General features: G+C 68.2%; 26 protein-coding genes. 9 read left to right on the top strand and 17 right to left on the bottom strand.

Annotated features, from left to right (window positions below):
- Positions 1–24: 24 nt before the first annotated feature.
- The gene (locus tag G7043_RS19795) at positions 25–1,533 is read left to right on the top strand and encodes a PucR family transcriptional regulator (RefSeq protein WP_166047434.1); all 1,509 of its coding nucleotides are present in this window, start codon (positions 25–27) and stop codon (positions 1,531–1,533) included.
- Here G7043_RS19795 and G7043_RS19790 read toward each other — a convergent pair.
- From G7043_RS19790 to G7043_RS19755, 8 genes are all read right to left on the bottom strand, one after another.
- Positions 1,515–2,132, bottom strand: coding sequence for a YidC/Oxa1 family membrane protein insertase (locus G7043_RS19790; protein ID WP_166047432.1), 618 nt, complete (start codon positions 2,130–2,132; stop codon positions 1,515–1,517). The genes G7043_RS19795 and G7043_RS19790 overlap by 19 nt on opposite strands.
- Positions 2,133–2,173: 41 nt before the next feature.
- Positions 2,174–2,458: a DUF6412 domain-containing protein gene (locus G7043_RS19785; RefSeq protein ID WP_166047430.1), complete on the bottom strand. Its 285-nt coding sequence runs from the start codon at positions 2,456–2,458 to the stop codon at positions 2,174–2,176.
- Positions 2,459–2,468: 10 nt separating this feature from the next.
- The gene (locus tag G7043_RS19780) at positions 2,469–3,197 is read right to left on the bottom strand and encodes a hypothetical protein (protein ID WP_166047428.1); all 729 of its coding nucleotides are present in this window, start codon (positions 3,195–3,197) and stop codon (positions 2,469–2,471) included.
- A complete protein-coding gene (locus G7043_RS19775; RefSeq protein WP_166047426.1) occupies positions 3,194–3,739 on the bottom strand; it encodes an RNA polymerase sigma factor in 546 nt (181 codons plus the stop codon). Before G7043_RS19775 ends, G7043_RS19780 begins: the two co-directional genes overlap by 4 nt.
- Positions 3,740–3,802: 63 nt before the next feature.
- On the bottom strand, positions 3,803–4,390 hold the full coding sequence (locus G7043_RS19770) for a uridine kinase (protein ID WP_166048195.1): 588 nt from the start codon (positions 4,388–4,390) through the stop codon (positions 3,803–3,805).
- Positions 4,387–4,929, bottom strand: coding sequence for a DUF402 domain-containing protein (locus G7043_RS19765; RefSeq protein WP_166047424.1), 543 nt, complete (start codon positions 4,927–4,929; stop codon positions 4,387–4,389). Before G7043_RS19765 ends, G7043_RS19770 begins: the two co-directional genes overlap by 4 nt.
- Positions 4,907–6,196, bottom strand: a complete 1,290-nt coding sequence (locus G7043_RS19760) for an FAD-dependent oxidoreductase (protein ID WP_166047422.1) — start codon at positions 6,194–6,196, stop codon at positions 4,907–4,909. The genes G7043_RS19765 and G7043_RS19760 overlap by 23 nt, the downstream gene beginning before the upstream one ends.
- A gap of 56 nt (positions 6,197–6,252) precedes the next feature.
- Positions 6,253–7,608 (bottom strand): GAF domain-containing protein, encoded by a 1,356-nt coding sequence (locus G7043_RS19755; RefSeq protein ID WP_313887975.1) that lies wholly within the window; start codon positions 7,606–7,608, stop codon positions 6,253–6,255.
- A 197-nt stretch (positions 7,609–7,805) separates the two neighbouring features.
- On the opposite strand from G7043_RS19755, the gene G7043_RS19750 reads away from it, so the two are divergent.
- Positions 7,806–9,143, top strand: coding sequence for an aldehyde dehydrogenase family protein (locus G7043_RS19750; RefSeq protein ID WP_166047418.1), 1,338 nt, complete (start codon positions 7,806–7,808; stop codon positions 9,141–9,143).
- A gap of 15 nt (positions 9,144–9,158) precedes the next feature.
- Here the strand turns inward: G7043_RS19750 and G7043_RS19745 are convergent, their stop codons facing one another.
- Positions 9,159–10,724, bottom strand: a complete 1,566-nt coding sequence (locus tag G7043_RS19745; RefSeq protein WP_166047416.1) for a beta-N-acetylhexosaminidase — start codon at positions 10,722–10,724, stop codon at positions 9,159–9,161.
- 216 nt (positions 10,725–10,940) lie between these two features.
- Complete coding sequence (locus G7043_RS19740) at positions 10,941–12,413, bottom strand: CYTH and CHAD domain-containing protein (RefSeq protein WP_166047414.1); 1,473 nt, start codon at positions 12,411–12,413, stop codon at positions 10,941–10,943.
- Between the two features lie 152 nt (positions 12,414–12,565).
- On the opposite strand from G7043_RS19740, the gene G7043_RS19735 reads away from it, so the two are divergent.
- From G7043_RS19735 to G7043_RS19725, 3 genes are read left to right on the top strand one after another with little or no spacing between them, the layout of a single operon-like run.
- Positions 12,566–13,375 (top strand): hypothetical protein, encoded by an 810-nt coding sequence (locus tag G7043_RS19735; RefSeq protein ID WP_166047412.1) that lies wholly within the window; start codon positions 12,566–12,568, stop codon positions 13,373–13,375.
- 37 nt (positions 13,376–13,412) lie between these two features.
- Positions 13,413–13,847 (top strand): SRPBCC family protein, encoded by a 435-nt coding sequence (locus G7043_RS19730; protein ID WP_207311429.1) that lies wholly within the window; start codon positions 13,413–13,415, stop codon positions 13,845–13,847.
- Positions 13,844–14,155: an ArsR/SmtB family transcription factor gene (locus tag G7043_RS19725; protein ID WP_166047408.1), complete on the top strand. Its 312-nt coding sequence runs from the start codon at positions 13,844–13,846 to the stop codon at positions 14,153–14,155. Before G7043_RS19730 ends, G7043_RS19725 begins: the two co-directional genes overlap by 4 nt.
- 108 nt (positions 14,156–14,263) lie before the next feature.
- Here the strand turns inward: G7043_RS19725 and G7043_RS19720 are convergent, their stop codons facing one another.
- Positions 14,264–15,805 (bottom strand): amidohydrolase, encoded by a 1,542-nt coding sequence (locus tag G7043_RS19720; RefSeq protein ID WP_313887974.1) that lies wholly within the window; start codon positions 15,803–15,805, stop codon positions 14,264–14,266.
- A 10-nt stretch (positions 15,806–15,815) separates the two neighbouring features.
- Positions 15,816–17,066 (bottom strand): lysine N(6)-hydroxylase/L-ornithine N(5)-oxygenase family protein, encoded by a 1,251-nt coding sequence (locus G7043_RS19715; RefSeq protein WP_166047406.1) that lies wholly within the window; start codon positions 17,064–17,066, stop codon positions 15,816–15,818.
- A 92-nt stretch (positions 17,067–17,158) separates the two neighbouring features.
- On the opposite strand from G7043_RS19715, the gene G7043_RS19710 reads away from it, so the two are divergent.
- Both G7043_RS19710 and G7043_RS19705 read left to right on the top strand, forming a co-directional pair.
- Complete coding sequence (locus G7043_RS19710; RefSeq protein WP_166047404.1) at positions 17,159–18,109, top strand: methionyl-tRNA formyltransferase; 951 nt, start codon at positions 17,159–17,161, stop codon at positions 18,107–18,109.
- A 66-nt stretch (positions 18,110–18,175) separates the two neighbouring features.
- Positions 18,176–18,826, top strand: a complete 651-nt coding sequence (locus G7043_RS19705) for an HNH endonuclease family protein (RefSeq protein ID WP_166047402.1) — start codon at positions 18,176–18,178, stop codon at positions 18,824–18,826.
- Here G7043_RS19705 and G7043_RS19700 read toward each other — a convergent pair.
- Both G7043_RS19700 and G7043_RS19695 read right to left on the bottom strand, forming a co-directional pair.
- On the bottom strand, positions 18,813–19,538 hold the full coding sequence (locus G7043_RS19700) for a class I SAM-dependent methyltransferase (protein WP_166047400.1): 726 nt from the start codon (positions 19,536–19,538) through the stop codon (positions 18,813–18,815). The genes G7043_RS19705 and G7043_RS19700 overlap by 14 nt on opposite strands.
- A 106-nt stretch (positions 19,539–19,644) precedes the next feature.
- Entirely contained in the window at positions 19,645–20,295 is a 651-nt protein-coding gene (locus G7043_RS19695) for a hypothetical protein (RefSeq protein ID WP_242642462.1), read from the bottom strand.
- 357 nt (positions 20,296–20,652) lie between these two features.
- Between G7043_RS19695 and G7043_RS19690 the strand changes: the two genes are divergently transcribed.
- Positions 20,653–20,859: a hypothetical protein gene (locus G7043_RS19690; protein WP_166047398.1), complete on the top strand. Its 207-nt coding sequence runs from the start codon at positions 20,653–20,655 to the stop codon at positions 20,857–20,859.
- Here the strand turns inward: G7043_RS19690 and G7043_RS19685 are convergent.
- Positions 20,856–21,125, bottom strand: a complete 270-nt coding sequence (locus G7043_RS19685; protein WP_166047396.1) for a DUF2277 domain-containing protein — start codon at positions 21,123–21,125, stop codon at positions 20,856–20,858. The two genes, G7043_RS19690 and G7043_RS19685, sit on opposite strands and share 4 nt — an antisense overlap.
- A gap of 32 nt (positions 21,126–21,157) precedes the next feature.
- Complete coding sequence (locus G7043_RS19680; protein ID WP_166047394.1) at positions 21,158–21,718, bottom strand: helix-turn-helix domain-containing protein; 561 nt, start codon at positions 21,716–21,718, stop codon at positions 21,158–21,160.
- A gap of 50 nt (positions 21,719–21,768) precedes the next feature.
- On the opposite strand from G7043_RS19680, the gene G7043_RS19675 reads away from it, so the two are divergent.
- On the top strand, positions 21,769–22,575 hold the full coding sequence (locus G7043_RS19675; protein ID WP_166047392.1) for an NAD(P)/FAD-dependent oxidoreductase: 807 nt from the start codon (positions 21,769–21,771) through the stop codon (positions 22,573–22,575).
- Here the strand turns inward: G7043_RS19675 and G7043_RS19670 are convergent.
- Positions 22,559–24,286: a sensor histidine kinase gene (locus G7043_RS19670; RefSeq protein WP_166047390.1), complete on the bottom strand. Its 1,728-nt coding sequence runs from the start codon at positions 24,284–24,286 to the stop codon at positions 22,559–22,561. The genes G7043_RS19675 and G7043_RS19670 overlap by 17 nt on opposite strands.
- Positions 24,287–24,340: the final 54 nt, after the last annotated feature.

Here is a 24,340-nt window from a genome sequence, read left to right as displayed (position 1 = left end):
CTCCGGATGTACGATCGGACAGTTATGAGCCTCCGGCACATCCTGATCGCGCTCGGCGATCCACTCGTCGAACTGCAGGTCGCCCCCAACGGCCTGGAGGTCGACGTGCGCGATGTCGTGATCATGGATCCGGACGACCCGCCGGACGTCGCCGCCGGAGATCTGGCGTTGCTGATCGGGGCACGTGGCCGAGCCGCATTGCCGCTGGTCAGGGCCGCCGGACGGGCGAAAGCAGCCGCCGTCGCGGTCAAGGAGTCGTCGCAGGCTCTCGAACAGGCCGCGGTCGACGCCGGGGTGGCGTTGCTGGAGGTCCGGCCCGAGGTGCGCTGGGGACACCTGGAGTCGCTGGCCAAGGGCGTGCTGACGACCACGACCGACGACGGCGAGGTCCTCGGCGACCTGTTCGCGCTCGCGCAAACGATTGCGACCCTGACCGGCGGCATCGTCAGCATCGAGGACACCGCGAGCCGCGTGCTCGCCTACTCCCGGTCGTCCGACGAGGTCGACGAACTGCGCCGGCTCTCCATCCTCGGCCGCCAGGGCCCCGAGCCGTACCTGAAGATGCTGCGCGAGTGGGGCGTCTACAACCTGCTCCGCTCTTCGGAAGAAGTGGTGCGGATCGACGAACGCCCGGAGCTCGGCATCCGCCGCCGCATCGCCGTCGGCATCCACGCCGGCGCCCAGCCGCTCGGCACGATCTGGGTGCAGGAGGGCGACCAGCCGCTGACCGAGCAGGCGGAACGGGCGCTGCTCGGTGCCGCCCGCGTCACCGCCCCGCACCTGATCCAGCAGCGCAACCAGCCCACGTCGAGGTTCCGCGAGAACCTCCTCGCCGCGCTGCTGACCGGTCGGATGGACGCCACGACGGTCGCCGGTCAGATCGGCGCCGACCCCGGCAAACCCGCCGCGGTCGTGGTCTTCGCGTTGCGCGGCGGCGAAGGCGACCGCAGCGAACACGAACTCCGCCGCGCCGAGATGACCGGCCTGATCTCCGTGCACGCCGCCGCGTACCGGCGCAGCGCCCTGGTCAGCGAGTCCGGTGGCCGCACCTACGTGTTGTTGCCGGACCTGGCCCCTCACGCCCAGTTGCTGAACCTGACGCGGGAGATCGTCACCACGGCTCGGCGACACCTGCACACGTCCGTGCAGGCCGCGGTCGGCTCCACCGTGTCCACTTTGGACGAGGTGCGGATCTCCCGGCAGGAAGCCGAACGCGTGCTGGACGCGATGGCCCGCGACCTCGACGCCGAGGTGGCGACGCTCGCCGACGTCCGGTCACAGGTGCTGGTGAGCGAGATCCTGGCTTTGTTGCAGGACAATCCGCGCATCCGCGATCCCCGGATCGAGGCGCTCGACCCGGAGCTCGCGAAGTCGTTGCTGGCGTACCTCGACGCGCTGGGTGACGTGCGGGCCGCCGCGGAACGGCTGCACGTCCACCCGAACACGTTGCGGTACCGGTTGAAGCGGATCGACCTGGACCTCGACGACCCGCTCGTCCGGCTCATCGCGCAGCTTCAGCTCAGGATGCGGTAGAGCAGCGCGCGTTCCGCGATCGTCCACGTCGTCGTGGTGAGCAGGTACAGACCGGCGGCCAGCGGCAGGTACGCGGCCACCAGGATCGTGCCGAACGGCAGCACCTTGATCAACCCGGTCATGAACCCCGGCTGAGGCGTGGTGGTCATCCGCGACTGCTGCCACTTCACGGTCACGTAGGCCACCACCGCGAGCAGGGCGAACAGCACGAAGAACGCCCAGCTGAAAGTGCTCAGGAAATGAGCACTTAGCGGAACCCCGAAAATCGTCCCCGCCAACAGGGGGTTGGGGGTGGTGACGACCTGGTACATGACCATGAAGAACGGTGCGGTGGCGAGCATCGGCAGCATGCCCGCGAACATCGACACGCCGTTGCGCTTGTAGACCTTCTGCGACTCCTCCGAGAACCGGACGAGGTCCTTGCCGTACTTCTTCTGCAGCTTCTGGATTTCCGGGGCGAGCTTGGCCTTGGCCTTCTCGCCGCGCACGGCGGCGCGGGCCAGCGGGTGCAGCATCAGCCGCACCGCCATGGTGAACACGATGATGGCGAGCGCGGGCATGCCGAAGCTCGCCAGGGCAGCGCCCAGGTCAGCGAACAAGGGTTGGTTCTCCGTATCGAGTTGGGGATTTCGCGGACGTGTCAGAACGTCCGGCATCCCGGTGCTCGAGGACGGGGCCGACCAGCGGCATCTGGGTTGCGCAGCCGTAGTTGGGCTGTGCGTTGGGCGCGTTCGCGGATCGACAGCGATCGCGCTGGTGCTGCTGTCCGCGGCACCAGCGCGACGACCACGATCAACGCCAGGGCGAGCGCGGTCACGGCCGCGACGACCTCGGTCGGCGAGGAGAACAACGTGAAGGCGTAGAGGGCAGGCAGGAAGACCGCGAGCACCAGCATCGCTCGGTTCCTGGTCTCCGGCCGCCACATGTCGCCGAGGTTACTTGATTTCGGCGCTTTCCGTCCCGATCACTTCGCCCGCACTGTTGTACAGCGTGACCGAGATCGCCTTCGCCTTGGTCGGCCACCACGCGACCATCCACCCGTTGTCGACCGTCGCGGTCACCTGCTTGCCGTCGTCGGTGCTGACGCGAGCCTTGGCCACCTCGGCGCCGACCTCCGCGACCAGCGTCCGGCGTGGCTCGCCCTGGCCGGGATCGGGATCGCTCGTGCCCAGACTTCCCATGCGGAACCGGGCGGAACCGAGCGGTGGCCGGCCGTTGGGACTGCCACCGCCTCCGGCCATCTCGATGCCCTTCGGCGAGCCCAGACAGGACTGCTCGCTCTCCGGGCCGGTGAACAGCACCATCGTGAGGTCGCCGCGCTGGTCCACGATCGTCAGGTCGGTCGGCGTCTCCGGCCAGTCCGGCATGTCGGCGGTGGGGGACTCGGCGATCAGCTTGCGGCACTTCTCGACCACCGAATCCGCACCAGGGCCGGGAGCACGTGGCTCGGCGGTCCAGGACGCATAGGCGGACGGATTGGTCGGCGTCCACAGCACGGTCGTGGCGACGACGGCCGCGGCCAGCACGCTCGCGGGTACGGCGATCCGCCACCACCGCCGGCGCGGCTCTTCCTCGATCGCGTTGAGCATCGCGTGCTTGCGGACCTGCACGCGCATCGGGTCCAGCTGCGGGATTTCGGGCGTGACCCCAGGAGTGTTGCTCACAGTGCCTCCTCGACGAATGCGCCGCGCACGGTGTGCTGGGCGCGAGCGAGTCGGGACTTCACCGTGCCGACCGGGATGCCGAGCACCTGGGCGATCTGCGCCTGGCTCAGGTCCGACCACGCGGACATCTCCAGCACTTCCCGATCCCCGGCAGACAGCTTCTCCAGTTCGGCGATCACCGCCCTGGTCCTGGTTTCCGCGTCCACCCGCCGTGCCACGTCATCGGCGTGGTCGTCGTCCGCGTCGTGCGGCGGAACCCTGCCAAGCGCGGCCTCGTACCGCGTGCGAGCGCGTTGGTGGTTTCGCGTCACTCCGAGCGCGACTGTGTACAACCACGGCAGCAACGACCCCTCGACCACCACTGAGGCGCGTTTGCGCCAGGTTTCCAGGAACACCACGGACAACAGGTCCTCGGCAACCGACCACGCGCCGGTGCGGCGCAGGCAGTAGGCGAACACGGCTTGGGCGTGGCGTTCGAACAGCTGCCCGAACGCCTCGCCGTCACCGGCCCGGACCTGCCCCCAGAGTTCTTCGTCGGTCACGGACCCTCCTCTCTGCCCCGTCTATGTCCGCAGGGGGAACCGCGGTTCATTCGAGGCAGGGGTTCACGACTCGACCAGGCCTGGCCGTTCCGGGTGGTCGTAGCGGACGAAGAGGTCTGCCACCGGTTCGTAGTCCTCGAAGGCGGGCAGCGTCCACTGCTCGGTGGTTTTGCGTTTCAAAGCGCCGGGGGAGAGCCACAGGTGCACGGTCAGCTCGGCCGGCAGCCAGCGGTCGAGCAACAGCGTGCCGTCCACGATCACGACGCCGTTCTCCGGCAGGGAGACGTACTCCGCGCGGCTGGCGCGGTCGGTGGCCGCGTTCCAGAGCGACGGCAGCACCTTGCCGTCCAGGGCGGGATCGAGGACCTCGCGTTGCAGGCCGCCCAGGTCGAACCAGTCGTGCCGGTAGGAGTACGGGTCGGTGCGGCCGTGTTCCAGCCGCACCGACGCCGGGCGCAGGAAGTCCTCAGTGGACACCCGCTGCACCGCGCGGCCCAAGGTGCGTAACGGTTCGACGACGGCGTCCGCGAGCCTGCCCGGCTCGGACGCGGGTGCGCCGTCGATCAGCACCCGCGTGCGGCCGTCCATCGCGCTGATGCGGGTGACGATCTCGGCGACGAGCGCGTCGAACGTGAGCGGACGTACTTTCAAGGCTTCCAGTCCGCCCAGGCCGTGTCCCACCAGATCTCGCCCGAGGCCAGCATCTTCTCGATCTTGAGGCCCTCTGCCCTGATCGACTCGGCTTCCTCCGCCGTGTACTTGCCCGACGCGACCTGCTCCTCGAACTCGTCGAGGTCGCGCTGTGCCCAGGTGCCGTCCGGCGCCAGCGTGTAGTCGAGCGCGTGGTCGAGGGTCTCGAAGCCGTCCTCGACGCGGCGGTAGGGCGCCTGCAGGTTCAGGTAGTAGTTGCCGAACACCCGGTCGTCGCCCTTCCAGAACAGGTCGACGGAGTAGGCGTCCTGCGGGCGGTGCAGCATGAGCTTGCCGTGACCGCGCCAGAAGCCTCGTTCCGGCTTGTCCCACGGGTGCGGGTGGTGATGGTCGGGGTAGGTGAGCCGGGTGCCCGGTTCCACGAACACCGCGAGCAGCCCCGGCTCGTCGACGATCACCCTGGTCGGCATCTCCGACCAGACCTTGCCGTGCAGCACCTCACGCCGCACGACCACCTCACCCGGCGTGAACAACCTCATGCGCCGAATTTACGTGATCACGGCGGGCGGCGTCCTGGGCCATCATCCTGCGCTTGAGCGCGGGCACGGCGTTGGTGACGCGCAGGAACGTCCTCATGAACGCCAGCGCGATCCTGCCGATCACGGGCTTGTGGATCACGCCGTTGCCGTCCATCTGCTCGCGCGAGGCCAGCACGGCCTCGAACCCGTACTCGACCATCTCCCGTTCGTACTCGGAGATCGCCTGCACGATCTCCTTGCCGTGGTGGGCTTCGGTCAGCTTGCGGGTGAGCAGTTCCGCGTCCCGCAGCGCGGTGTTCGCGCCGATGCCGCGGCCGGGTGTCATCAGGTGCACCGAGTCGCCGATCATCGTGACGTTGCTCGCCTTCCACGGCGGCAGCGGCTCGGACGTGCGGACCTTGATCTGGAACAGCGTCTCGGGGTCGCCGCGGCGGAAGAGCTCGCGCAGGTTCGGGTGGACCTTCGGCGTCATGTCCAGCACGACCTGCCTGAGCTGTTCCTGGGTCATGCCCGTCATGTCCGGGAACTTGTCGTGCGAGGCCGCGTAGCCCCACATGATGTAGTCGTCCTCGACACCACTGTCACCTTTTTCTTGGCGATCGAAGCGCATCACGTGGATGATCACGAACATGCCCTTCGGGCCGTAGAGCAGCGTGACGCCGCCGTCGGCCTGCGGTGGCAGCAGCGCCGCGTTCTCCGGCGTGAACGGCAGTTTGGCCGCGATGGTGGTGATGCCGGTGTCCACGATCTTCGCGTGCGGCAGGTACTGCTTGCGCACCTTGGACTGCGCGCCGTCCGCGCCGACCAGCACGTCACCGGTCTCGGACGTGCCGTCGTCGAAGAACGCGGTGACCGAGCCGTCGTCGTTGCGGCTGAAGTGCGTGAACGTCTTGTCGAACCGGACGACGTCCTCCAGGCCGTTGAGCAGGGCCGTGCGCATCGCGATGCGGCTGACCGAGTTCTCGTTGTGGGCCCGGTCCGCGCTCCGGGGAAGCTCGGCGACCAGCAGTTCCTTGTACTTCTCGGTCCGCATGTTGATCCGGACGGCAGGCCTCGCGGTGGTGCGGACGAACTCCGCGAACACGTCCGGAGGTAAGCAGCTGTGCAGCGCCCTGCTGCCGTCCGGGCTGATCCCGACCCGGTAGCCGATCAGCATGCTGCGCGGCGTGCGGTCGCGTTCGAACAGCGCCACGTCCACGCCGGCCTTCTTCAGCCCGTGCGCCAGACACAGGCCACCGGTCCCCGCTCCGATGATGAGTACGCGCATTATGACCCCCTACTAAGTCTCTTAGGGGGAAAGATATTCAGTTGGTGAGACTCTTGTCAATCGTCCTGACTGAGTCTCCTCAGGCGCGCGGTGGCGATGGCGAGCCGCACGTCGTTCGCCGGAAGCAGCCTGACCAGCTGTTCCAGTGCCTCGACGTCGTGTTCGCCGGAGTCGGTCTGGGTGAACGTCCACAGCGCGTTCGCGTCTCCGCGGGCCAGGACGGCCTTCCGCACGCTGGTCGCGAGGTTGTCCCGTTCGTCCCGGACGACCGGGGCTTCGGAGCGGCGCAGCAGGGAACCTCGGTACCGGGAGGCGGCCAGCGGCACGTCGCAGTCCTTGAGTGCGGCCCGCACCGCCAGGAAGTCCGCCTCGACGTCGGCGGTGAGCCGGTACGGCCTGGTCGACAGCACGTCGGTGCCCAGCTGGGCGCGCAGCCGGTGCAGCTCGGCGCGCACGGTCGTCGGGTTGCCGCGCTCGCCGTAGAGGCGGAGTGCGAGCTGGTCGGCGGACAGCCTGCCGTCCAACGTCAGCGCGCTCAGGATCTCCGCGTGCCGCAAGGAGATGGGCACCTCGCGGCCGTCCAGGACGACCTTGGGTTCGGGGAGCAGGAACGACAGCGAGAGCACGCTCCGCCGGACGTGGCGTTGCCGGGGCACGCGCAGCAGGTAGCCCTGGGCGAGTGGTTCCAGCACCGCCTCGCGGCCGTCCGGGAGCTGGACGCGGTCGCTGGTGACGTCGACGCGGGACGGCAGCAGCCCGTACGGCTCGACCGCGACGACCCGGCCGGTCGGGCTGAGCAGGGCGCCGGGCTCGCCGCGCAGCGCCATCAGGTGCCGCATGTTGCGTGCGCGCAGCTCTTCGTCCTGCGTGTGCATCCGCGCGAGCATCTCCGACTCGGCGAGCCGGGCCGACGCCGACACCAATGCCACCATCGAGGGATGGACGGTCTCGATCGGGCCGCTCAGGTCGACGACTCCGATCGTGGAGCCGCTGTCGGGGTCGTGGATCGGGCTCGCCGCGCACGTCCAGTGGTGGTAGGTCCGCACGAGGTGCTCGGCCGAGTGCACCGTGACGGCGGAGTTCACCGCCAGCGCCGTGCCCATCCCGTTCGTGCCCGCCGCGTCCTCCGACCAGAGGGTTCCTGCCGCGAGGCCGACGTCCTCGGCACTGCCGCGGGTGTCGTGGGAGCCCTCGCACCACAGGATGTGGCCCTGCGCGTCCGCGACGATCATGATGTGCTTCGCTTCTTCCGCGAAGCCGAGCAGGGTCTCGCGCAGCACCGGCAGGCTGGGGTGCAGCGGATGCCGTTCGCGCAGATCGGGAAGTTCGTCGGCGGCGAAGACCGTGGGCGCGGTGTGCAGGTCGGGATCCACGTTGGCGGCGAGTGACCGTTGCCACGACGCGGAAATCACTGAGCGTGGCGAATTCACCGTGCGAGTACCACTCAACACGGCATCTCTGACTCGACTCAGCAACAGTGCGTGTTGCCCGGGTTCGTGGGCCACTGATCCATCCACGGCTTGCAACGAGCATGCAACGTTCTGCTGCCTATTTTCGCATTTCCCCTACTCATGCCAGTCAGCGGGCCGTTCATCCACAGGAGTCGAGAATGACGCAGTACGCGGCACCGGGTCAGCCCGGCAGCGTGGTCGCGTACCGGCCGAGGTACGACCACTTCATCGGCGGCGACTACGTGCCGCCCGTGTCCGGTGAGTACGTCGAGAACGTCACGCCGGTGACCGGTGACGTCTTCACGGAGGTCGCGCGCGGTACCGACGCCGACCGGGCCCGCGCACTGCACGCGGCCAGTGGCGCCGCGCGGGCGTGGGGGAGCACCACGCCACGGGAGCGCGCCACCGTCCTGGGCGAGATCGCGGACCGGGTGGAGGAGCACGCGACCGAGCTCGCCGTGGCTGAGACGTGGGACAACGGCAAGCCGTTGCGCGAGGCCCTGGTCGCCGACGTGCCGATGCTGATCGAGCAGTTCCGCCAGGTCGCCGCGATCATCCGCACCGAGGTGGGCGAGGTCGAGCAGATCGGCCGCGACACCTGCGACTACCGCTCGTTCCAGCCGCTCGGCGTGGTGCACGAGCGCCTGCCGTGGACGTTCCCGCTGATGAACGCCGGCCGCGTGCTCGCCCCCGCGCTCGCCGCGGGCAACGCCGTGGTCCTGGAACCCGCCCTGCAGACGCCGGCGTCGATCCACGTGCTGCTCGGTGTGATCGCGGACCTGCTGCCGCCCGGTGTGGTGAACGTGGTCACCGGGTCCGACGACCACCCGGTCGTGTCCGGCCGCTGCCCGAACATCTTCTTCTCCGACGTCATCGCGCGCCGCGACGGCTTCCTGGACAAGGCGCTGGAGGGTTTCGCGATGTTCGCGGCCAACCAGGGCCAGATCACCACGGCCCCCTCGCGCGCGCTGATCCAGACCGCCGCCTACGAGGAACTGCTGAACCTGGCCACCGTTCGCACCCAGCAGCTCCGGATGGGCGACCCGCTCGACACCGACACCATGGTCGGCGCTGTCGTCAGTCTTGCGCAGCGCGATCGAGTTCTTGCGTACGTCGAACGCGGCAAGGCCGAGGGCGCACGCCTGGTGACCGGCGGCGAGGCCTCCGGCCACTACGTCCAGCCCACGATCTTCGAGGGTGATCACCGCTCCGCCGTGTTCGCCGACGCCGTGCTGGGCCCGATCGTCTCGGTGACCAGGTTCGACGACCGCGACGACGCGCTGAAGATCGCGAACGAGGCCACCGCCCAGCTCGGCGCCGGCATCTGGAGCCGCGACGTCGCGCGGGCGCACAACGTCGGCCACGAACTGCGCGCCGAGCGGGTGTGGGTCAACAACTACTACGCGTACCCGGCGAACACCGCCGTGCTCGCCGACTACCGCCGCGTGAAGCACCTGCTGGTCAGCTACTCGGACCGCGCGCAGGGCTACTTCTAGGGGCTGCTTGGAGGGTTACTTCTTCCAGGGCACCTGAGTGCTCGCGTAGAAGTTGATGCCCTGGACCTTCCAGCGGGGTGCCTGCGCGCCGAGCCTCGGGGCGAACCTGTCCCAGTTGTGGACGCTCGCCGGTGCCCAGCCGAGCTCGGCGGCCACGGCGAGGCGCGGGAACGCCATGTACTCGATGTCGGCGGAGGTCCTGATGGTCTCCGTCCACAGTGGAGCTTCGACGCCGCGGACGCCGGCCTCTGTCACGCCGTTGAGGTAGGCGCCGGGGTTCCAGCTGTAGGCGTCCTTGACCTCGACGAGACCGGCCCAGTCGAGACCGAGCTTGGTGTTCTTGTTGTACTTCATGTCGAGGTAGATGCGGTTGGCCGGCGACATCAGGACCTTGTTGCCGCGCTGGGCCGCCGCAGCGACGTTGGCGTCTGACGTCGTGGTGCCCCAGAACTGCGGGACCAGCGAGGTGTCCTTGGTGGTCTTGATGAACTCGTGCCAGCCGACGGTGGTCTTGTTGTACTTCTTGACGATCGGCAGGACCCTGGTCATGAACTTGACGTAGTCCGCGTCAGGGGTGCTCAGGGCCTCGTCGCCGCCGATGTGGAAGTACGGGCCCGGGGTGATCGCGGAGACCTCCCTGACCACGTCCTCGATGAACTTGTAGGTGATCTCCTTGCTGATGCAGAGGGAGGAGAAGCCCACTTCGGTGCCGGTGTAGAGCGGGCGCTTCTTGTTGTCGCAGTTCAGTTCGGCGTAGCTCGCCTGGGCTGCGTTGGTGTGGCCTGGCATGTCGAACTCGGGGATGACGGTGATGCCCCGGTTCTGTGCGTATTGCACGAGGTCCTTGTACTGGTCCTGGGTGTAGAACAGCTTGCCCTTGCGGCCGCCGACCTCCGTGCTGCCGCCGATCTTGGTGAGTTCGGGCCAGCTGTTGATCTCCAGTCGCCAGCCCTGGTCGTCGCTCAGGTGGAGGTGGAAGTAGTTGATTTTGAACGTGGCGATCTGGTCGATGTAGCGCTTCACCTGGTCGGGGGTGAAGAAGTGCCTGGACACGTCGAGCATGGCGCCGCGGTGCTGGTACCTCGGGTGGTCGAGGATGCTCGCGCCGGGGACGGTCCACGGGCCTGGTTGCTTGGTCTTGGCTTCTGCCTTTGGCGGCAGGAGTTGGCGCAGGGTGGAGATGCCGTTGAAGTGGCCGGCTGTCGTGTTCGCTCGGATGACCACCTGTTTGGGCGTGACGTCCAGTTGGTAGCCCTCTGGGCCTGTTTTCGGGTCGGCGTTGTTGAGCAGGACGATGCCTTCGCCGGTTACCCCGTCTGTGATCGGGAGTGCGAATCCGGTTGAGGGGCGGAGGATGCCGGCCAGTAGTTCCGCGGGCTTGCGGGCGGTTTCCGGGCCCAGCTGGATTTTTGCTGATGCGGTGAGGGTGAAGGTGATGTCCGGGTGGGGCTGGAGCTGGACTGGTTGGGGGACCAGTTCGTTTAGAGGGGTTGCGGCCTCTGCGGCGATTCCGGTCACCAGTACTCCTGATCCGGCGAGCAGCAGAGCCGTTAGTGCGGCCCGCAGTCTTTTTGATGTCACGCCATCCTCCAGGGCAAGGGGGGACCTTGTGGTGGCGGCGAAGGGTCACGGTTTCAGGCGGCGGGTTTGGCTGTCAAGGTTTAGACCAATTGGGGTGGTCACCTTGCGAGACGCGAGTGGGTGGGGTGGTCCCGTCGCGAGTCGTGACGGGACCACCCCATCGGAACCTTGCGGTTCAGGCAGCTCGCCTCCGCCGTCGCTAAAAGCCGCTGGGGGCTAGAGGTGTTCCTTGGTCAGCTTGCGCCACAGGGTGGGGAGTTCCGCCTCTGTTTTGTGTGCCAGCTCTACCTCTTTGCCGTACAGCAGGCCGAAGGTGAAGCCGTTCTCGTCGCCTCGGCCCAAGTCCAGGAGGACGGGGCGGGCTACCACCGAGTCCTGGTGTTCGCCCAGGAGGGTTTGCACGTCCTTCGCGCGTTTGCGTAGGTGGGTGGCGTGCTTGCCCAGGGCTGGTTCGGCCACCTCGGCGCTGTAGCGGAGGCGTTTGGCTGCTTTGCGGGCCTCGTGCAGCGGTTCGTCGCTGTTGGAGGTGGCCAGGGCGGTTTCTACGCGGACGTCCAGGCGGTGGCGGGCTTTTTCCACCAGGCGGGGGAGGACGTCTTTGGCCTTGCCGGAGGCCAGTTTGGTCAGCGGGGGAGAGGTCAGGAGGGTGTCGATGGCGTTGAGGAGGGCGAAATAACGCTTGTCGTCCAGGGCGGCTACGGAGTCCTTGTGGGCCTTGGCTTCCAGCGGGGCGAAGTGGCGGGTCATGCGGGCGGCCACGTCGCCCAGGACCAACTCGGGTGGGAGGGCGTGCAGGGCGTCCTCGAAGCGCATGCGGAGTACTTCCAGGTCGCGGGAGGTGCCCAGGACTGAGGCCAGCCACTTCAGTTCGTCGGTGAGGGCGCGGGTGGCTTCGCGGTCGACGATTCTGCCGAAGGCTTGGAGGGCCGAGCGCATGCGGCGGGTGGCCACTCGCATTTGGTGGACGGCGTCGTCTTCGTTGCGGCGGACTCGGGGGTCCTGGTTTTGCAGGGCCGCGCGTTGTTCGTGGAGGTAGGCGAGGACTACCTCGCCTGCGGTGGACTTCTTGGTGATGGTGGGGATGGCGTCTCGTTTCACGCCGATCACCTGGGAGAGTTTGGATTTTGAGGAAGACGGGGTGATGCCTGCCTCGCCCAGGTGTTGTTCGACGGTGTCGAGGAGTTTGCGGTCGCCGCCTTCGCCCAGTTCTACTTCGATCTCGCGCCACGAGGTGGTGGTCGTCGAGGAGCCCATGGTTTGGGCGGTGACCACGTCGTCGACCACTTCTGCCAGGAGTTGGCCGTTGTTGTTGGTCAGTTGCCAGCGGCGGCGGTTGGTGCGGATTTCGGCCACCGGGGCCAGGCCGGAGCCTCGGGTGTGGGCGCGGACCAGGGAGGAGAGGTCCTTCGGGGGGTGCTTCACCGCGCGGCCCAGTGGGGCGCGGACCTCTTGGCGGGTGTCTTCGCCTGCGGGAAGTTTGAGGTGCCAGCCCTCGTCGTCGCCGCCCACGCGGCGGCGAAGGGTCACGCCGGCGCGGGCCAGGCGGTAGTCGTCGGTGTCGAAGTAGGTGGCTTCGAGGTCGAAGACTTCCGGGCCGGTGGCCACACCGGTGATGTTTGTGAGGTCCGGCAGGCTCGCGTCCGATGGTGCCTCGTACTTGCGTTCGGTCTCAGTAACAGAGGTCGCCATTTTCTATTAATACCTCGTTTTGTCCGAGTTCACCCAGTGTGGTGACGGTGCGTGAGGGGCAGGTGCCACGGGCGGGCGGAACGTGGCCTCTAATGCGTGCATTCGACGGGTACCCGCTTTTCAGGGTCTGCGGTGTCCGGTTCGCTGGTTGCGTGCCCACGGAGAAGGAACGGCTTGACGTGGTCGAGCCGCAGGTCGCCACGTTGATCAGTCATGTCGGTCAGTTGAGCGCGGAGTTGGAACGCGTCACGGCTCGGCTGACGGTGCTGGAACGGCGGCTGTCCGGTGCTGGTGATGGTCCGCTGGTCGACCTCGACGCGGTTGCCGACGACATCGCGCCGCTGGTCGAAGCGTTGCGCAAGGCGTGGGACGCGGAGAAGGAGATCCTCGCTGACCCGGCTCGTGTCGAACTGCGGCAGGAGGTGCTGGAGTTCGAGGGGCTCAAGGCCCGGCGGGACGAGGCTCGGTCCAAACTGGACGGTGGACGGGTGCCGCGGTTCGAGCGGGACGCGTTGTCGCACGAGGTCCGCCAGATGGAGTGGCTGATCAACGCGAACGAGGCCGGCGCCAAGCGGGCGGCCGAGCGGTTGGACGCCGACGAGGACGCCATGGCGGAGGAGTGGCGCACCGAGGCGGTGCTGGCGGGTGGCAAGGCTCGCGGGGAGATCAAGGACGCGGCCGCGCGGCGCATCTCGGTGGCGCTCGGGCAGTACGCGCGGATGCCGGTGTGGTTCCGGGTCGGGCTGGGTGAGATACCGACGCCCGATCCGTCGTTCTGGCTGGAGTCGGCGATCGCGGTGCTCGCGTACCGGCTCGAGTACGGGGTGACGGACGCGGTCTCGCCGCTCGGCACGCCGCCGTCGGCGTCGTCCGGCTGTGAGAACTGGGTTCGGCGCACGAACGTCTACGCGGACATCACGGACCGGCTCACGACGCTGGCCGCCACGTTCCACCTGCAGTAGCCTTACTGCAACCGCTGGGTTGCAGAAGGAGGTGCGCGTGGATCGGATCGAACGCGATGTGCTGATCAACGCGTCACCGCGGCGCGTCTGGGCCGCGCTGACCTCGGCCGAGCACCTCGGCACGTGGTTCGGCGACGCGGGGGCGACGGTGTCGGCGCTCGAGCCCGGCGGTGAGGTCACGCTGACGTGGGCCGAGCACGGCACCGGGCGTGCGATCATCGAGAAGGTCGAGCCCGAGTCGTTCTTCTCGTGGCGCTGGTCCGGTCCGTTGGGGCCGGATCCGGTGCCCGGCAACGCGACGCTGGTCGAGTTCACGCTCACGCCCACCGACGGCGGCACCTTGCTGCAGGTCGTGGAGAGCGGGTTCACGGGGCTCGACCTGCCGTCGGAGGGCCAGGAGAAGTACGCGTCCGGCAACTTCGGCGGGTGGGGCCACGAGTTGGACGAGCTGCGGGAGTACCTGGAGACGTGAGTCAGGTCGACGATGTCTTGGCCGCGCTCGCTGATCCGATGCGGCGCCGGGTGCTCGATCTCGTGGCGGCGAAGGGGCCGGTGTCGGCGTCGGCGCTCGCGACCGAGCTGCCGGTGAGCCGTCAGGCGATCGTGAAGCACCTGGGCGTGCTGGAGAAGGCGGAGCTGGTGGCATCCGTTCGGGCCGGCCGGGAGAACAACTTCTCCGTCCGGTCCGACGCGCTGGACGCCACCGCCACCTGGATGGCGTCGCTCGCCTCGCAGTGGGACAAGAGGCTGGCCGCGATCAAGAAGATCGCGGAGGGGTGAGTCCTCCGCCGACCGCAGTGGTCAGGCGCTGGGTGGGTGCGATCAGGCGGAACGCTGAGGCGTGATCGTGCCGCCGACCGCTGTGGCCAGGCGCCGGGTGGGGCGCGATCAGGCGGAACGCTGAAACCTGAACGTGCCGCCGACCATCGTGGCCAGCACGGGGATGTCCGCGATCGCGTCGCTGGTGCGCGGGTCGTCGCCGAGCACCACGAGGTCCGCGAGCTTGCCGGGCGTGAGGCTGCCCAGCACGTGCTCCTTGCGGCAGGCGTAGGCGCTGCCGAGCGTGTAGGTACGGATCGCCTCCTCGACGGTGATCGCCTCGTCCGGTCCCACCGCCCGGCCGCCGGAGGAGCGGCGCCGCACCATGAACTCGATGGCGCGCAACGGGGATCCGTCCGCGACCGGCCGGTCCGAGCTGCCCGCGACGGTGATGCCGTGGTCCAGGAACGACCGCCCGCGGTACATCCAGGGTGCCCGCCGCTCGCCCATGATCACGCTGTAGTCGTCGCCGTAGGACCACAGGAACGTCGGCTGGACAACGGGGATCAGGCCGAGAGCCGCGATCCGTTCGAGCTGGTCGGGCCGGACGAGACCGCAGTGCTCGATGCGGTGCCTGGCGTCGGCGCGCGGTCGTTGCCGCTGGGCTTCGGCCACCGCGTCCAGGGTGAAGTCGATCGCGCGGTCACCGATCGCGTGGATCGCGAGCTGCCATCCCGCGTGGTGGCCGTCGATGATCGCCGCCCGCATGAACTCCTCGGACTCCGCGAGCTGGCCGGAGTTGTCCGTGCCGGCGTAGGGCTCCGACAACGCGGCCGTGCGCGCGATCATCCCGCCGTCGGTCCACAGCTTCATGGCGCCCAGCGACAGCATGTCGTCGCCGAACCCGGTGTGCAGGCCGAGGTCGATCGCCCGCGCAATCCCGTCCGCCGGATCGGCGGCGACGTCGTGCAGCACGTACGCGGAAGCCATGAGCTGCACGCGGATCGGCAGCTGAGCGCGCTGGTAGGCGGCCGCCTCCAGCGGGCTGCTGGCGATCAGGCCCGCCCCGATGCCCGCCTCCGCGCACATCGTCACGCCCTCGGCCAGCACCTGCCGCGCGCTGTGGTGCAGGTCGGCGGTGATCTCCTCGATCGAGTACGGCAGCCGCAACGACCGCGCGGCCAACTGCTCGTTCTCGGTCAGCCAGCCGTCGCTGGTGATCTCCGGGAGCTGGTGCAGTACCGCGGAGTTCACCACGCACGCGTGCCCGGAGATGTCCGCGAGGTAGAGCGGCCGGTCGCCGGTGACCGGGTCGAGGTCGGCGGCCGTCAGCGGGCGGTCCATGATCCGCCGGTCGTAGCCGGACGCCTCGATCCAGTCCTCACCCGGCGCGCCGGACAGTCGTTCGCGCACCTGGGCCGCGGTGGTCAGCCCCGTCACGTCGATGGTCCGGCGCGAACGGCCGTTCCACGCGAGGTGCGTGTGGGCATCGATGAAACCGGGCAGCACCACGGCGTTGCCGAGGTCCGCGGTCTCGGTGGCGGGCAGGTCCGCGACCTGCTCGTCCAGCCCGGCGATGCGGCCCTGCCAGATGCCGATCGTGTGCGCGGCGGGGCGTGCCGGGTCCATCGTGAGGGCCCGGCAGCCCGTCAGCTTGAGATCGAGTTTCACCCGATGAGTCTTACGCCGTCGCGAGGACCGGCACAGGAGTGTTGGTCAGCACGGACGTGAGGATCTCACCGGAACGCACCGCGACGTTGGACAAGAGCGACGACGTTATGCCGTGCGAGTGCTCGGTGCCGCCCTGCAGGTAGATGCCGCCGCGCAGGGTGGACTGCACGCGGTAGTCACGACCAACGACCAGACGGCCCGCATTGTCACGTGCGCAGGTCTCGTCGAGCGAACCGAGGATCGGCGCGGCCTCGTCGTACCCGGTCGCGAGCAGCACGAGGTCCGTGTCGACGTACTCCTGCTCGCCGGTGACGAGCGACTGGATCACCGCACGCGCCCCGGTCACGGACTCCTCGACGGCGACGAGACGGGTCATGTTCATCATCTTCAGCCGTTGCTTGCCGAGGACCTTCTCCTGGTACTCGGTGCGGTAGAGCTGCGTGATGAGGTCGATGTCGACCACGGAGTAGTTGGTGTTGCGGTGGTAGTCCATCAACCGCTGCTTCACGGCGTCCGGCGCGTCGTAGTAGTGGTCCACGGCCGCGGGATCGAAGATCCGGTTCGCGAACGAGCTGTCGTCCGCGGGGCTGTAGCCGTAGCGCGAGAACACCGAGCACACCTCGGCGCCGGGGTACTCGCGATGCAGGTACGCCACGGCCTCCGCGGCGCTCTGGCCCGCGCCCACGACGACGCAGCGCTTCGGGTCCCGCAGCTCGCCGACCCGGTGCAGGAACTGGCTGTTGTGCCACACGCGGTCCGACAGCGCGATGCCCTCGGGCACGGTCGGGCGCAGTCCGGTGGCGAAGACGAGGTTGCGGGCGTGGTACACGTCACCCATGGCCGTGGTCACCTCGAAGAGGTCGTCCTGGATCGCTTCCACGCCAACGGCTTCGGTGTCGTAGGACACCACGTCGTCGACCTGCGCCGCGGCCCACTCGAAGTAGTCGTGGAACTCGACGCGCAGCGGGAACAGGTTCTTGTGGTTGACGAAGTCGACGAGCCGGCCGCGGTCCTGGAGATAACACAGGAACGAGAAGCGGCTGGTCGGGTTCCTCATGGTGACCAGGTCCTTGAGGAACGAGACCTGCATGGTGGCGTCGTCGAGCAGCATGCCCCGATGCCAGCCGAACGCCTGCTGGCGTTCCAGAAACACCGCGGTGACGGGGGTTTCGGCCTGCTCGTTGTGCTCGGTCAGAGCGATGGCGAGTGCCAGGTTCGAGGGACCGAACCCGATGCCGACGATGTCGTAGATCGGATGCATGAGCACCTAACTTAGGGAAGCCTAAGCTTACTTGGCAAGTCTCAGTTAGGTTAGCCTGACCGTATCGCACCGGAGTAGAGGAGGACACCCCCATGAGGGTCGTCATGTTCGGGTTCCAGACCTGGGGTCATCGCACCCTGCAGGCACTTTTGGCGTCCGAGCACGAGGTCGTCCTGGTGGTGACCCACCCCAAGGGTGAGGGCGCGTACGAGAAGATCTGGAGCGATTCGGTCGAGGACCTGGCCCGCGAGAACGGCGTCGAGGTCCTCATCCGCGAACGCCCGGAGGACCAGGAGCTGCTCGACGCGCTCAAGGCCGCCGACCCGGACGTGATCGTCGCCTGCAACTGGCGGACCTGGATCCCGCCGCAGGTCTTCGCGCTGCCCAAGCGCGGCACGCTGAACGTGCACGACTCGCTGCTGCCTAAGTACGCGGGCTTCTCGCCGTTGATCTGGGCGCTGCTCAACGACGAGAAGGAGGTCGGCGTGACGGCGCACATGATGGACGACACGCTCGACGCCGGCGACATCGTGCTGCAGCGCTCGGTTCCGGTCGGCCCGCGCGACACGACCGCGATCCTCTTCGAGAAGACGCTGGAGCTGTTCGGTCCGATCACCGTCGACGGCCTCGCCGAGATCGCGTCCGGCCGCACCGACTTCGTGAAGCAGGACCGTTCGCAGGCCTCGTTCTTCCACAAGCGCGCGGAGGAGGACCTGCGGATCGACTGGACGTGGACCGCCGAGGAGCTCGACCGCCTGGTGCGCGCGCAGTGCGCGCCGTACCCGAGCGCGTTCTGCTTCCACCGCGGTCAGCGCCTGGAGATCATCGAGGCGGAGGTGTCCGCGGAGGTCTACGGCGGCACGCCCGGCCGCATCTTCTACCGCGAGGGCGACGGCGTGGCGATCGTCGCGGGCGCCGAGGCCCGGCGCGGTCGCAGCAAGGCGTTGCTGGTCAAGAAGGTTCGCACCGCCGACGGCGTTGAGCTCAAGGCGCACGAGTACTTCAAGCACATGGGCGGCTACCTCACTTCGCAGCCCAAGTAGTAACGACGACATGCCGATCGCGGGCCGGTTGATCGGTCCGTGATCGGTATGCCCGATCATGAGCGCATGAATCGCGCGGCGGTGACGTCCCTGGTGGTCTTCGTACTGCTCGTGGCACTGGGCTGGTACCTGACGAAACTCCAGTCACCCCAGGACAATTCGCCCACGACGCCCGCGCCCACCGGGTCCGCTCCGGCCGGTTCGTCCGATCTCGGCGCCCTGCAGATCGCGCCGGAGAGCAAGATGGCGGGCTACAGCCGCGACCGCTTCCCGCACTGGGCCTCGCAGGGGAACTCCTGCGACACCAGGGAGATCGTGCTGCAGCGCCAGGGCACTGACGTGAAGACCGACAAGGACTGCAAGGCCGTGTCGGGCACCTGGAACAGCCCCTACGACAACGTGGTGATCAAGGACGCGGCCGAGGTCGACATCGACCACACCGTGCCGCTGGCCGAAGCGTGGCGTTCCGGTGCGGACAAGTGGACCGACGACCAGCGCAAGGCGTTCGCGAACGACCTCGGCGGCATCCAGTTGCTGGCGGTGACCGCGAAGTCCAACCGGTCCAAGGGCGACCAGGACCCGGCGAAGTGGAAGCCGCCGGTCGCGGCGTACGGCTGCACGTACGCGCAGCACTGGATCTCGGTGAAGATCACCTACAAGCTGACCGTCGATCAGGCCGAGCACGACGCGCTGGCCGTGCTGCTCAAGACGTGCTGATCACGGTCACGCTGATCGGCTCGGTGTAGGTGCCGGCACGCAACGCGTCGCGGAGTTCGTTCTGGAACCGCGGACGATCCTGCGGTGACGGCAGGGTCTTCGGTGACATCGCGGAGAACAGACTGCCGGCCAGCTCTTCGATCGTGTGCTCGTGGGTGTAGCTGACCGTCCACTCCTGCGGTGAGAACCCGGCCGCCTCCAGAGCGTCTGCATACCGCTGGCGCGCAACGTCGTCCGTCCCGCAGGCCGCGGTCATCGGGCGGCCGAACCAGTCGGCCAGCAGCTCGCGGATCGCCGGGTGCTGGCGCCACAGCGGCGTCCCGTTCGCGATGATCGCGAACTTCGCCGTGTCCGCCTCGCGGAACAGCCTTTCGTGGTCCATCCAGTGCAGAGCCTGTCCGACCACGACCGCGTCGAACCGGCCAAGCCCTGGCACGTCCGCATCCGATCCGAGCCGCCACTCGATGTTCGGCCGCTTCGGCCCGTGCGCGAGCATGTCCGGCTCCGGGTCGACCGCGACCACGTGTTCAACGTGCTCCGACAGCGGCACCGCGAGCTGGCCGGTGCCGCAGCCGAGGTCCAGCACCTGGTGGCCGGGGGTGAGCCCGAGCCGGTGGACCAGCGCTTCGATGACCGGTGGCGGATAGCCGGGGCGGAACTTCGCGTAGTAGTCCGCAACCTCGCCGCTGAAACCCAGCCCTGTCGTGCTCATGGCTTCGACCTTGCCCTGGCCGGCACGGTCGCGCCGAGAACTCTGCCGACAGCGGAACGACGCAGCCCGCCTCCCCCCCGGCGGGCTGCGTCGCTCACCCCCCCGGTCAGACCGCGCGCACCGACTCGAACAGCCCGGACAGCTTCCAGTGCGTCACGTACCCCATCGCCTCGGCCGCGATCAGCACGTCCAGCTTGCCGAGGTTCGTCCGCGCCGGCATCTGGTACGCCTTGCCGCGCCGCGCGTCGAGCACCATCGGCGTGGCGCCGGGCAGCGTGTCGGCGATCGTGTGCTGCAGGATGCGCAGCCCGACGTTCGCCGCCTCCCTGGTCAGCGGCACCTCCTTGGTGTGCACGAGCACGGCGTAGGTCGTCCCGTCCTTCTTGCGCAGCCCCAGGTGTGGGCGGACCTTCAGGGTCAGCTCGCCCGCGCGGTAGGTGGCGGGCTCGACCGGCACGCCGGTGGCCTTGAACGACGCCAGCCAGGGCAGGAAGCCGTCGGCGATCTCCTCGAACGCCCGCGGCTGGCCCGTGCGGTTGGCGTTCATGACCGCCTTCTTGAGCTCCAGTTCGGGTTCGGTGGAGTTGACCGCTCGTCGCATGGCGTCGCGGATCGGGTTGTAGAACCCGCACACCTTGGTGTCGGTGGCCAGGTACATCCCCCGCTGTTCCGAAACGATGTTGATGCGTCCACGCTGACCGCTCATGACGTACTCGGTGAACGACAGTGCGGTGACGCTGACGTTGTTGTCCGGCAACGTTTTCTCCCCTCGTACCGCTCTCTTCACCTGACGTTATCCGAGGGGTCTGACAAAAACGGCGCTGCTCCGAACGGTGTAACGACTACGTAGAGTTGAGCGACTACCCGGATAGTCGCCACTCAATGTGGTGGCGTGGACCTCAATCTGTAAGCGGACGGTGACGGACCGGATGCTGATCGCGCTGACGACCGTTCGTCTGCCGTTCGCCGACGCTCACTGAACGCTCACCGCACGACAAGCGGAAGTAACCCTGCGTAGAAGATCAACTTAGGAGAATGGGTCCCGCAGGAGGAATCACGGCGAGGGAGCACGATGGCGGTACAGGCGGAGCGTTCACCCGATAGAGCGGGTGACGTGGAGGTTCCGCAGCCCACGAGGTGGCGGGTCCATCCCGACCAGTGGCCGCACGCGGCGCAGGTGACGATCATCCTGGTGCTGATCGCTCTGCTGCTGTGGGCGATCGCCGTCACGCTGGGTCCCGATCAGGCGTTCATCGTCGGGTCCGCCGGTGTCGCCGCCAAGCTCATCTGCATGTACCTCGACACGCGCGTGCGGAGCTAACGCCCGTAGCGCTCCGCTGCCCGCGCCTTGGCTTTCGCCGCCTCGACCTCCCGGTCCTTGGGTGGCGCCGCGGTGACCAGCGCGTCGAGCAGTTCCTGCGTCGCCGCCGCCACCGCCGCGACCGCCTTGTCGAACGCGGCCTGGTTCGCCGCGGACGGTTTCGCCGCCCCGCTCACCTTCCGCACGTACTGCACGGCCGCGGCCTGCACCTCGTCGGAGGTGGCCGGCGGTTCGAAGTTGTGGAGCACCCGGATGTTTCGGCACATGGCTCCACTATGACCGCTGCGGCGGAGTCGCACTACGAGCGCTGTGGTGGCGCGGCGCGGGTGTGGATGCGTTCTCCCTGTTTGCCGAACAGGCTGATGATCTCGGCCGGGCGGCCGTCCGCGCTGCTCAGCGCGTGTGGCTGGCGGCAGTCGAACTCCGCGACCTCGCCCGCCCGCAGCACGACCTCCTTGTCGCCGAGTCGCAGCCGGATCCGCCCGCTCAGCACGTAGAACCACTCGTAGCCCTCGTGCACGCGCGGTTCGTGCAGCGTGGCGTCGCTGAGGATCATCTTCCACGCCTGCAGCGGCCCGATCGACCTGGTCAGCGGGATGCCGACGCGGCCGTGGTCGAGCTCGCGCGGCTTCATCGCGACCCGCGGATCGCCCACCTCGGGCGCGCCGACCAGGTCGTCCAGCGTCACCTGGTAGGTCCGCGACAACGGCAGCAGCAGTTCCAGCGTCGGCTTGCGCTGGTCGGACTCCAGTCGCGACAGCGTCGACTTCGAGATGCCCGTCATCTCGGACAACGTCGCCAGCGTCAGGTCGTGCTCGGCTCGCAGCGCGGCGAGCCGCTGCCCCACGGTTGTTGCCATAACGGCAACATACTTTGCCAAAACTGGACTGTCGACCGCACAGTCGAGTCATGGGATACGAAGTGGTCATCATCGGTGGGGGAGCGGCCGGACTGAGCGCCGCCCTGTTGCTGACCAGGGCACGCCGGAGCGTGCTCGTGGTCGACGGTGCCGAGCCGCGCAACAAGCCGGCCGCGCACATGCACAACTACCTCTCTCGCGACGGCCAATCGCCGTTGGACCTGCTCAAGCACGGTCGCGCTGAGGTCGAGGGCTACGGCGGAGAGATCATCAACGACACGGTCGTCGACGTGACCAAGACGGACGACGGGTTCGCCGTCGAACTGTCCGGACGCACGGTGCACGCCAAGCGCCTGCTGTTCGCGACCGGCCTGGTCGACGAGGTGCCCGACGCCCTGCGCGACCGCTGGGGCCGCGACGTCTTCGGCTGCCCGTACTGCCACGGCTACGAGGTTCGCGACCAGAAGCTCGCGGTGTTCGGCGAGGAGATGAAGGTGAAGCTGGTCCGGCAGTGGTCGGCCGACGTCACGCACGTTCCGACGGTGGACGCCATCGAGGTGGAGGACGACCGGCTCGTCGCGGTGATCTCCGGCTCGGAACGCATCCCCGCTGATGCGCTCGTGTACTCCGCACCGATGAAACCGCGCGACGAGTTCCTGCTGGCGTTGGGTGCCGAAACCGAGGAAACCCCGGTCGGCCCGTTCGTGCGCACGGACGAAAAGGGCCGCACGAGCGTGCCCGGCGTCTACGCAGCAGGCAACGTCACGGACCCCGCGGCCATCGTGATCGTCGCCGCCGCGCAGGGCGCCCAGGCGGCCGGAATGATCAACGTGGACCTGCTCACCGCGGCAGGCTGATCCGGAACGTCGACCCGTGGCCGAGCGTGCTGGTCACCGACACCGTGCCGCCGTGCGCCTCCACCAGGTGCCGCGTGATCGCGAGGCCGAGCCCGCTGCCACCGGTGCGACGGCTGCGCGACTTGTCCGCCCGCCAGAACCGGTCGAACACGTGCGGCACGTCGTCCGGTGCGATGCCGGTGCCGGTGTCGACGACCTCCAGAACAGCGTTTTCGCCTTCCTGGAACAGCTTCACGACGACCTCGCCACCCGGTGCGGTGTAGCGGACGGCGTTCGCGACGAGGTTGCCGAGCGCCTGCCGCAGGCGCACCGGGTCCGCGCTGAGGTGCACCGGCGTGGTTTCCGCCCGCAGCAGGATCTCGCGGTTCTGCTGGGCGTTCACCACCTGGTCGACCACGTCGTCGAGCGCGATCGGCTCGGGGTGCAGCCGAAGTGTGCCCGCGTCGGCCTGTGCCAGATCGTGCAGGTCGTCCACGAGTCGTTGCAGCAGAAGGGATTCCTCCAGCAGCATGGCGATCAGGTGCGGGTCCGGCTCGGCCAGCCCGTCCTGCGTCGCCTCCAGCCAGCCGGTGATGTTGCCCAACGGCGTGCGCAGCTCGTGCGCGACGTCGCTGACCAACGCCTGCCGCTGCCGTTCATTCTCGGCGAGCTTCTCGGACATCGCGTTGAACGACTTCGCCAGCTCACCGATCTCGCCGGCGCCGCCGTCGACGCGCACGGTCCGATCGCCCTCGGCGGTGCGCTTGGTGGCGGTGGTCAACGCGCGGATCGGGCGGACCAGCTGCGTCGCGGTGATCCACGACGCGAACCCGGCCAGCGCGAGAATTCCCAGCGCCACCAGGATGATCCGCTTGGTCCCGGTCGTCGACAGGTCGATCGCCTGTGGCTCGACACCGGTCGGCTCGGTGATGAACGCGTGCGCGTACTCGGCCACCCACGGCCGCAGCTGCTCCCGGCGCGCGTTGTCCATGCACTCCGCGACCGGAGGATCCGAGAACTGGGCGACCGTGGTCTCCCAGTCGAGCGAGATCGGCCCGTCCTTCGGTCCGAACCGGTAGTTCTCGGGCAGCCGGCTCACACACCCGGTGAACAGCCCGTGCAGCTCGGCGTAGGCGGCCGTCTCGGTCGGTGTCAGCGTGTACAGCAGGTCGCCCGCCGTGCAGTCCTCCCACTGGGACGGCCTGCCCGGCTCGTCGTTCGCGAGCCGCGGCCTGCGGTTGGGCTGCTCCACGATGGTGATCTTGTCGTTGCACTGCAACAACCGGTCCGCATAGCCCCGCAATTTCGCGTACTCGTCGTCGGTGAGCCGGAACGGCCCGGCCGCCCTCGGGTCGATCTTGCCCGCACCGGGCTTTAGCCACGAGTCGACGTTGAGCGGGTCGACGGACACCTTGGGGTTGACGGGCAGCGGTGGAGAGCTCGTGTTGCCGGTGTCCAGCAACGGTTTGCCGTTGCGATCGGTCAACGCGATGCGCCGGTTGAACGTCCGTGCCAAGTCGTCCACATCGGACTTCGCCGCAGCCCAGCTCCGGTGCGTGGCCGCCGCCTTCAGCAGCCCGTCGTAGATCTGTGCGTCCGTGGCGAGCGCTTCCCCCTGCTCCCGCCGGATCGCGCCGGTCGTCGCCTGGCTCGCGAGCCACGCCGTCATCGCGATCGAACAGGCCGCGATCACCACGGAGAACAGGAAGAACCGAACGAGCAGGCTTTTCATACGGAGTCCTTCGAGGAGAACCCATCCTTCATGGCGGGGACAGCCGTGTCGTCG

Origin of the sequence: Lentzea alba (assembly GCF_011067745.1) — a bacterium.
GTDB lineage: Bacteria > Actinomycetota > Actinomycetes > Mycobacteriales > Pseudonocardiaceae > Lentzea > Lentzea alba.
This window is presented reverse-complemented; position numbering and strand designations above follow the sequence as displayed.

Excerpts from the sequence above, each read along its gene's own strand:
- G7043_RS19795 (WP_166047434.1), top strand. The coding sequence starts at position 25 with ATGAGCCTCCGGCACATCCTGATCGCGCTCGGCGATCCACTCGTCGAA.
- G7043_RS19785 (WP_166047430.1), bottom strand. The coding sequence starts at position 2,458 with ATGTGGCGGCCGGAGACCAGGAACCGAGCGATGCTGGTGCTCGCGGTC.
- G7043_RS19765 (WP_166047424.1), bottom strand. The coding sequence starts at position 4,929 with ATGAGGTTGTTCACGCCGGGTGAGGTGGTCGTGCGGCGTGAGGTGCTG.
- G7043_RS19760 (WP_166047422.1), bottom strand. The coding sequence starts at position 6,196 with ATGCGCGTACTCATCATCGGAGCGGGGACCGGTGGCCTGTGTCTGGCG.
- G7043_RS19750 (WP_166047418.1), top strand. The coding sequence starts at position 7,806 with ATGACGCAGTACGCGGCACCGGGTCAGCCCGGCAGCGTGGTCGCGTAC.
- G7043_RS19740 (WP_166047414.1), bottom strand. The coding sequence starts at position 12,413 with ATGGCGACCTCTGTTACTGAGACCGAACGCAAGTACGAGGCACCATCG.
- G7043_RS19715 (WP_166047406.1), bottom strand. The coding sequence starts at position 17,066 with ATGCATCCGATCTACGACATCGTCGGCATCGGGTTCGGTCCCTCGAAC.
- G7043_RS19710 (WP_166047404.1), top strand. The coding sequence starts at position 17,159 with ATGAGGGTCGTCATGTTCGGGTTCCAGACCTGGGGTCATCGCACCCTG.
- G7043_RS19705 (WP_166047402.1), top strand. The coding sequence starts at position 18,176 with ATGAATCGCGCGGCGGTGACGTCCCTGGTGGTCTTCGTACTGCTCGTG.
- G7043_RS19700 (WP_166047400.1), bottom strand. The coding sequence starts at position 19,538 with ATGAGCACGACAGGGCTGGGTTTCAGCGGCGAGGTTGCGGACTACTAC.
- G7043_RS19685 (WP_166047396.1), bottom strand. The coding sequence starts at position 21,125 with ATGTGCCGAAACATCCGGGTGCTCCACAACTTCGAACCGCCGGCCACC.
- G7043_RS19680 (WP_166047394.1), bottom strand. The coding sequence starts at position 21,718 with ATGGCAACAACCGTGGGGCAGCGGCTCGCCGCGCTGCGAGCCGAGCAC.
- G7043_RS19675 (WP_166047392.1), top strand. The coding sequence starts at position 21,769 with ATGGGATACGAAGTGGTCATCATCGGTGGGGGAGCGGCCGGACTGAGC.
- G7043_RS19670 (WP_166047390.1), bottom strand. The coding sequence starts at position 24,286 with ATGAAAAGCCTGCTCGTTCGGTTCTTCCTGTTCTCCGTGGTGATCGCG.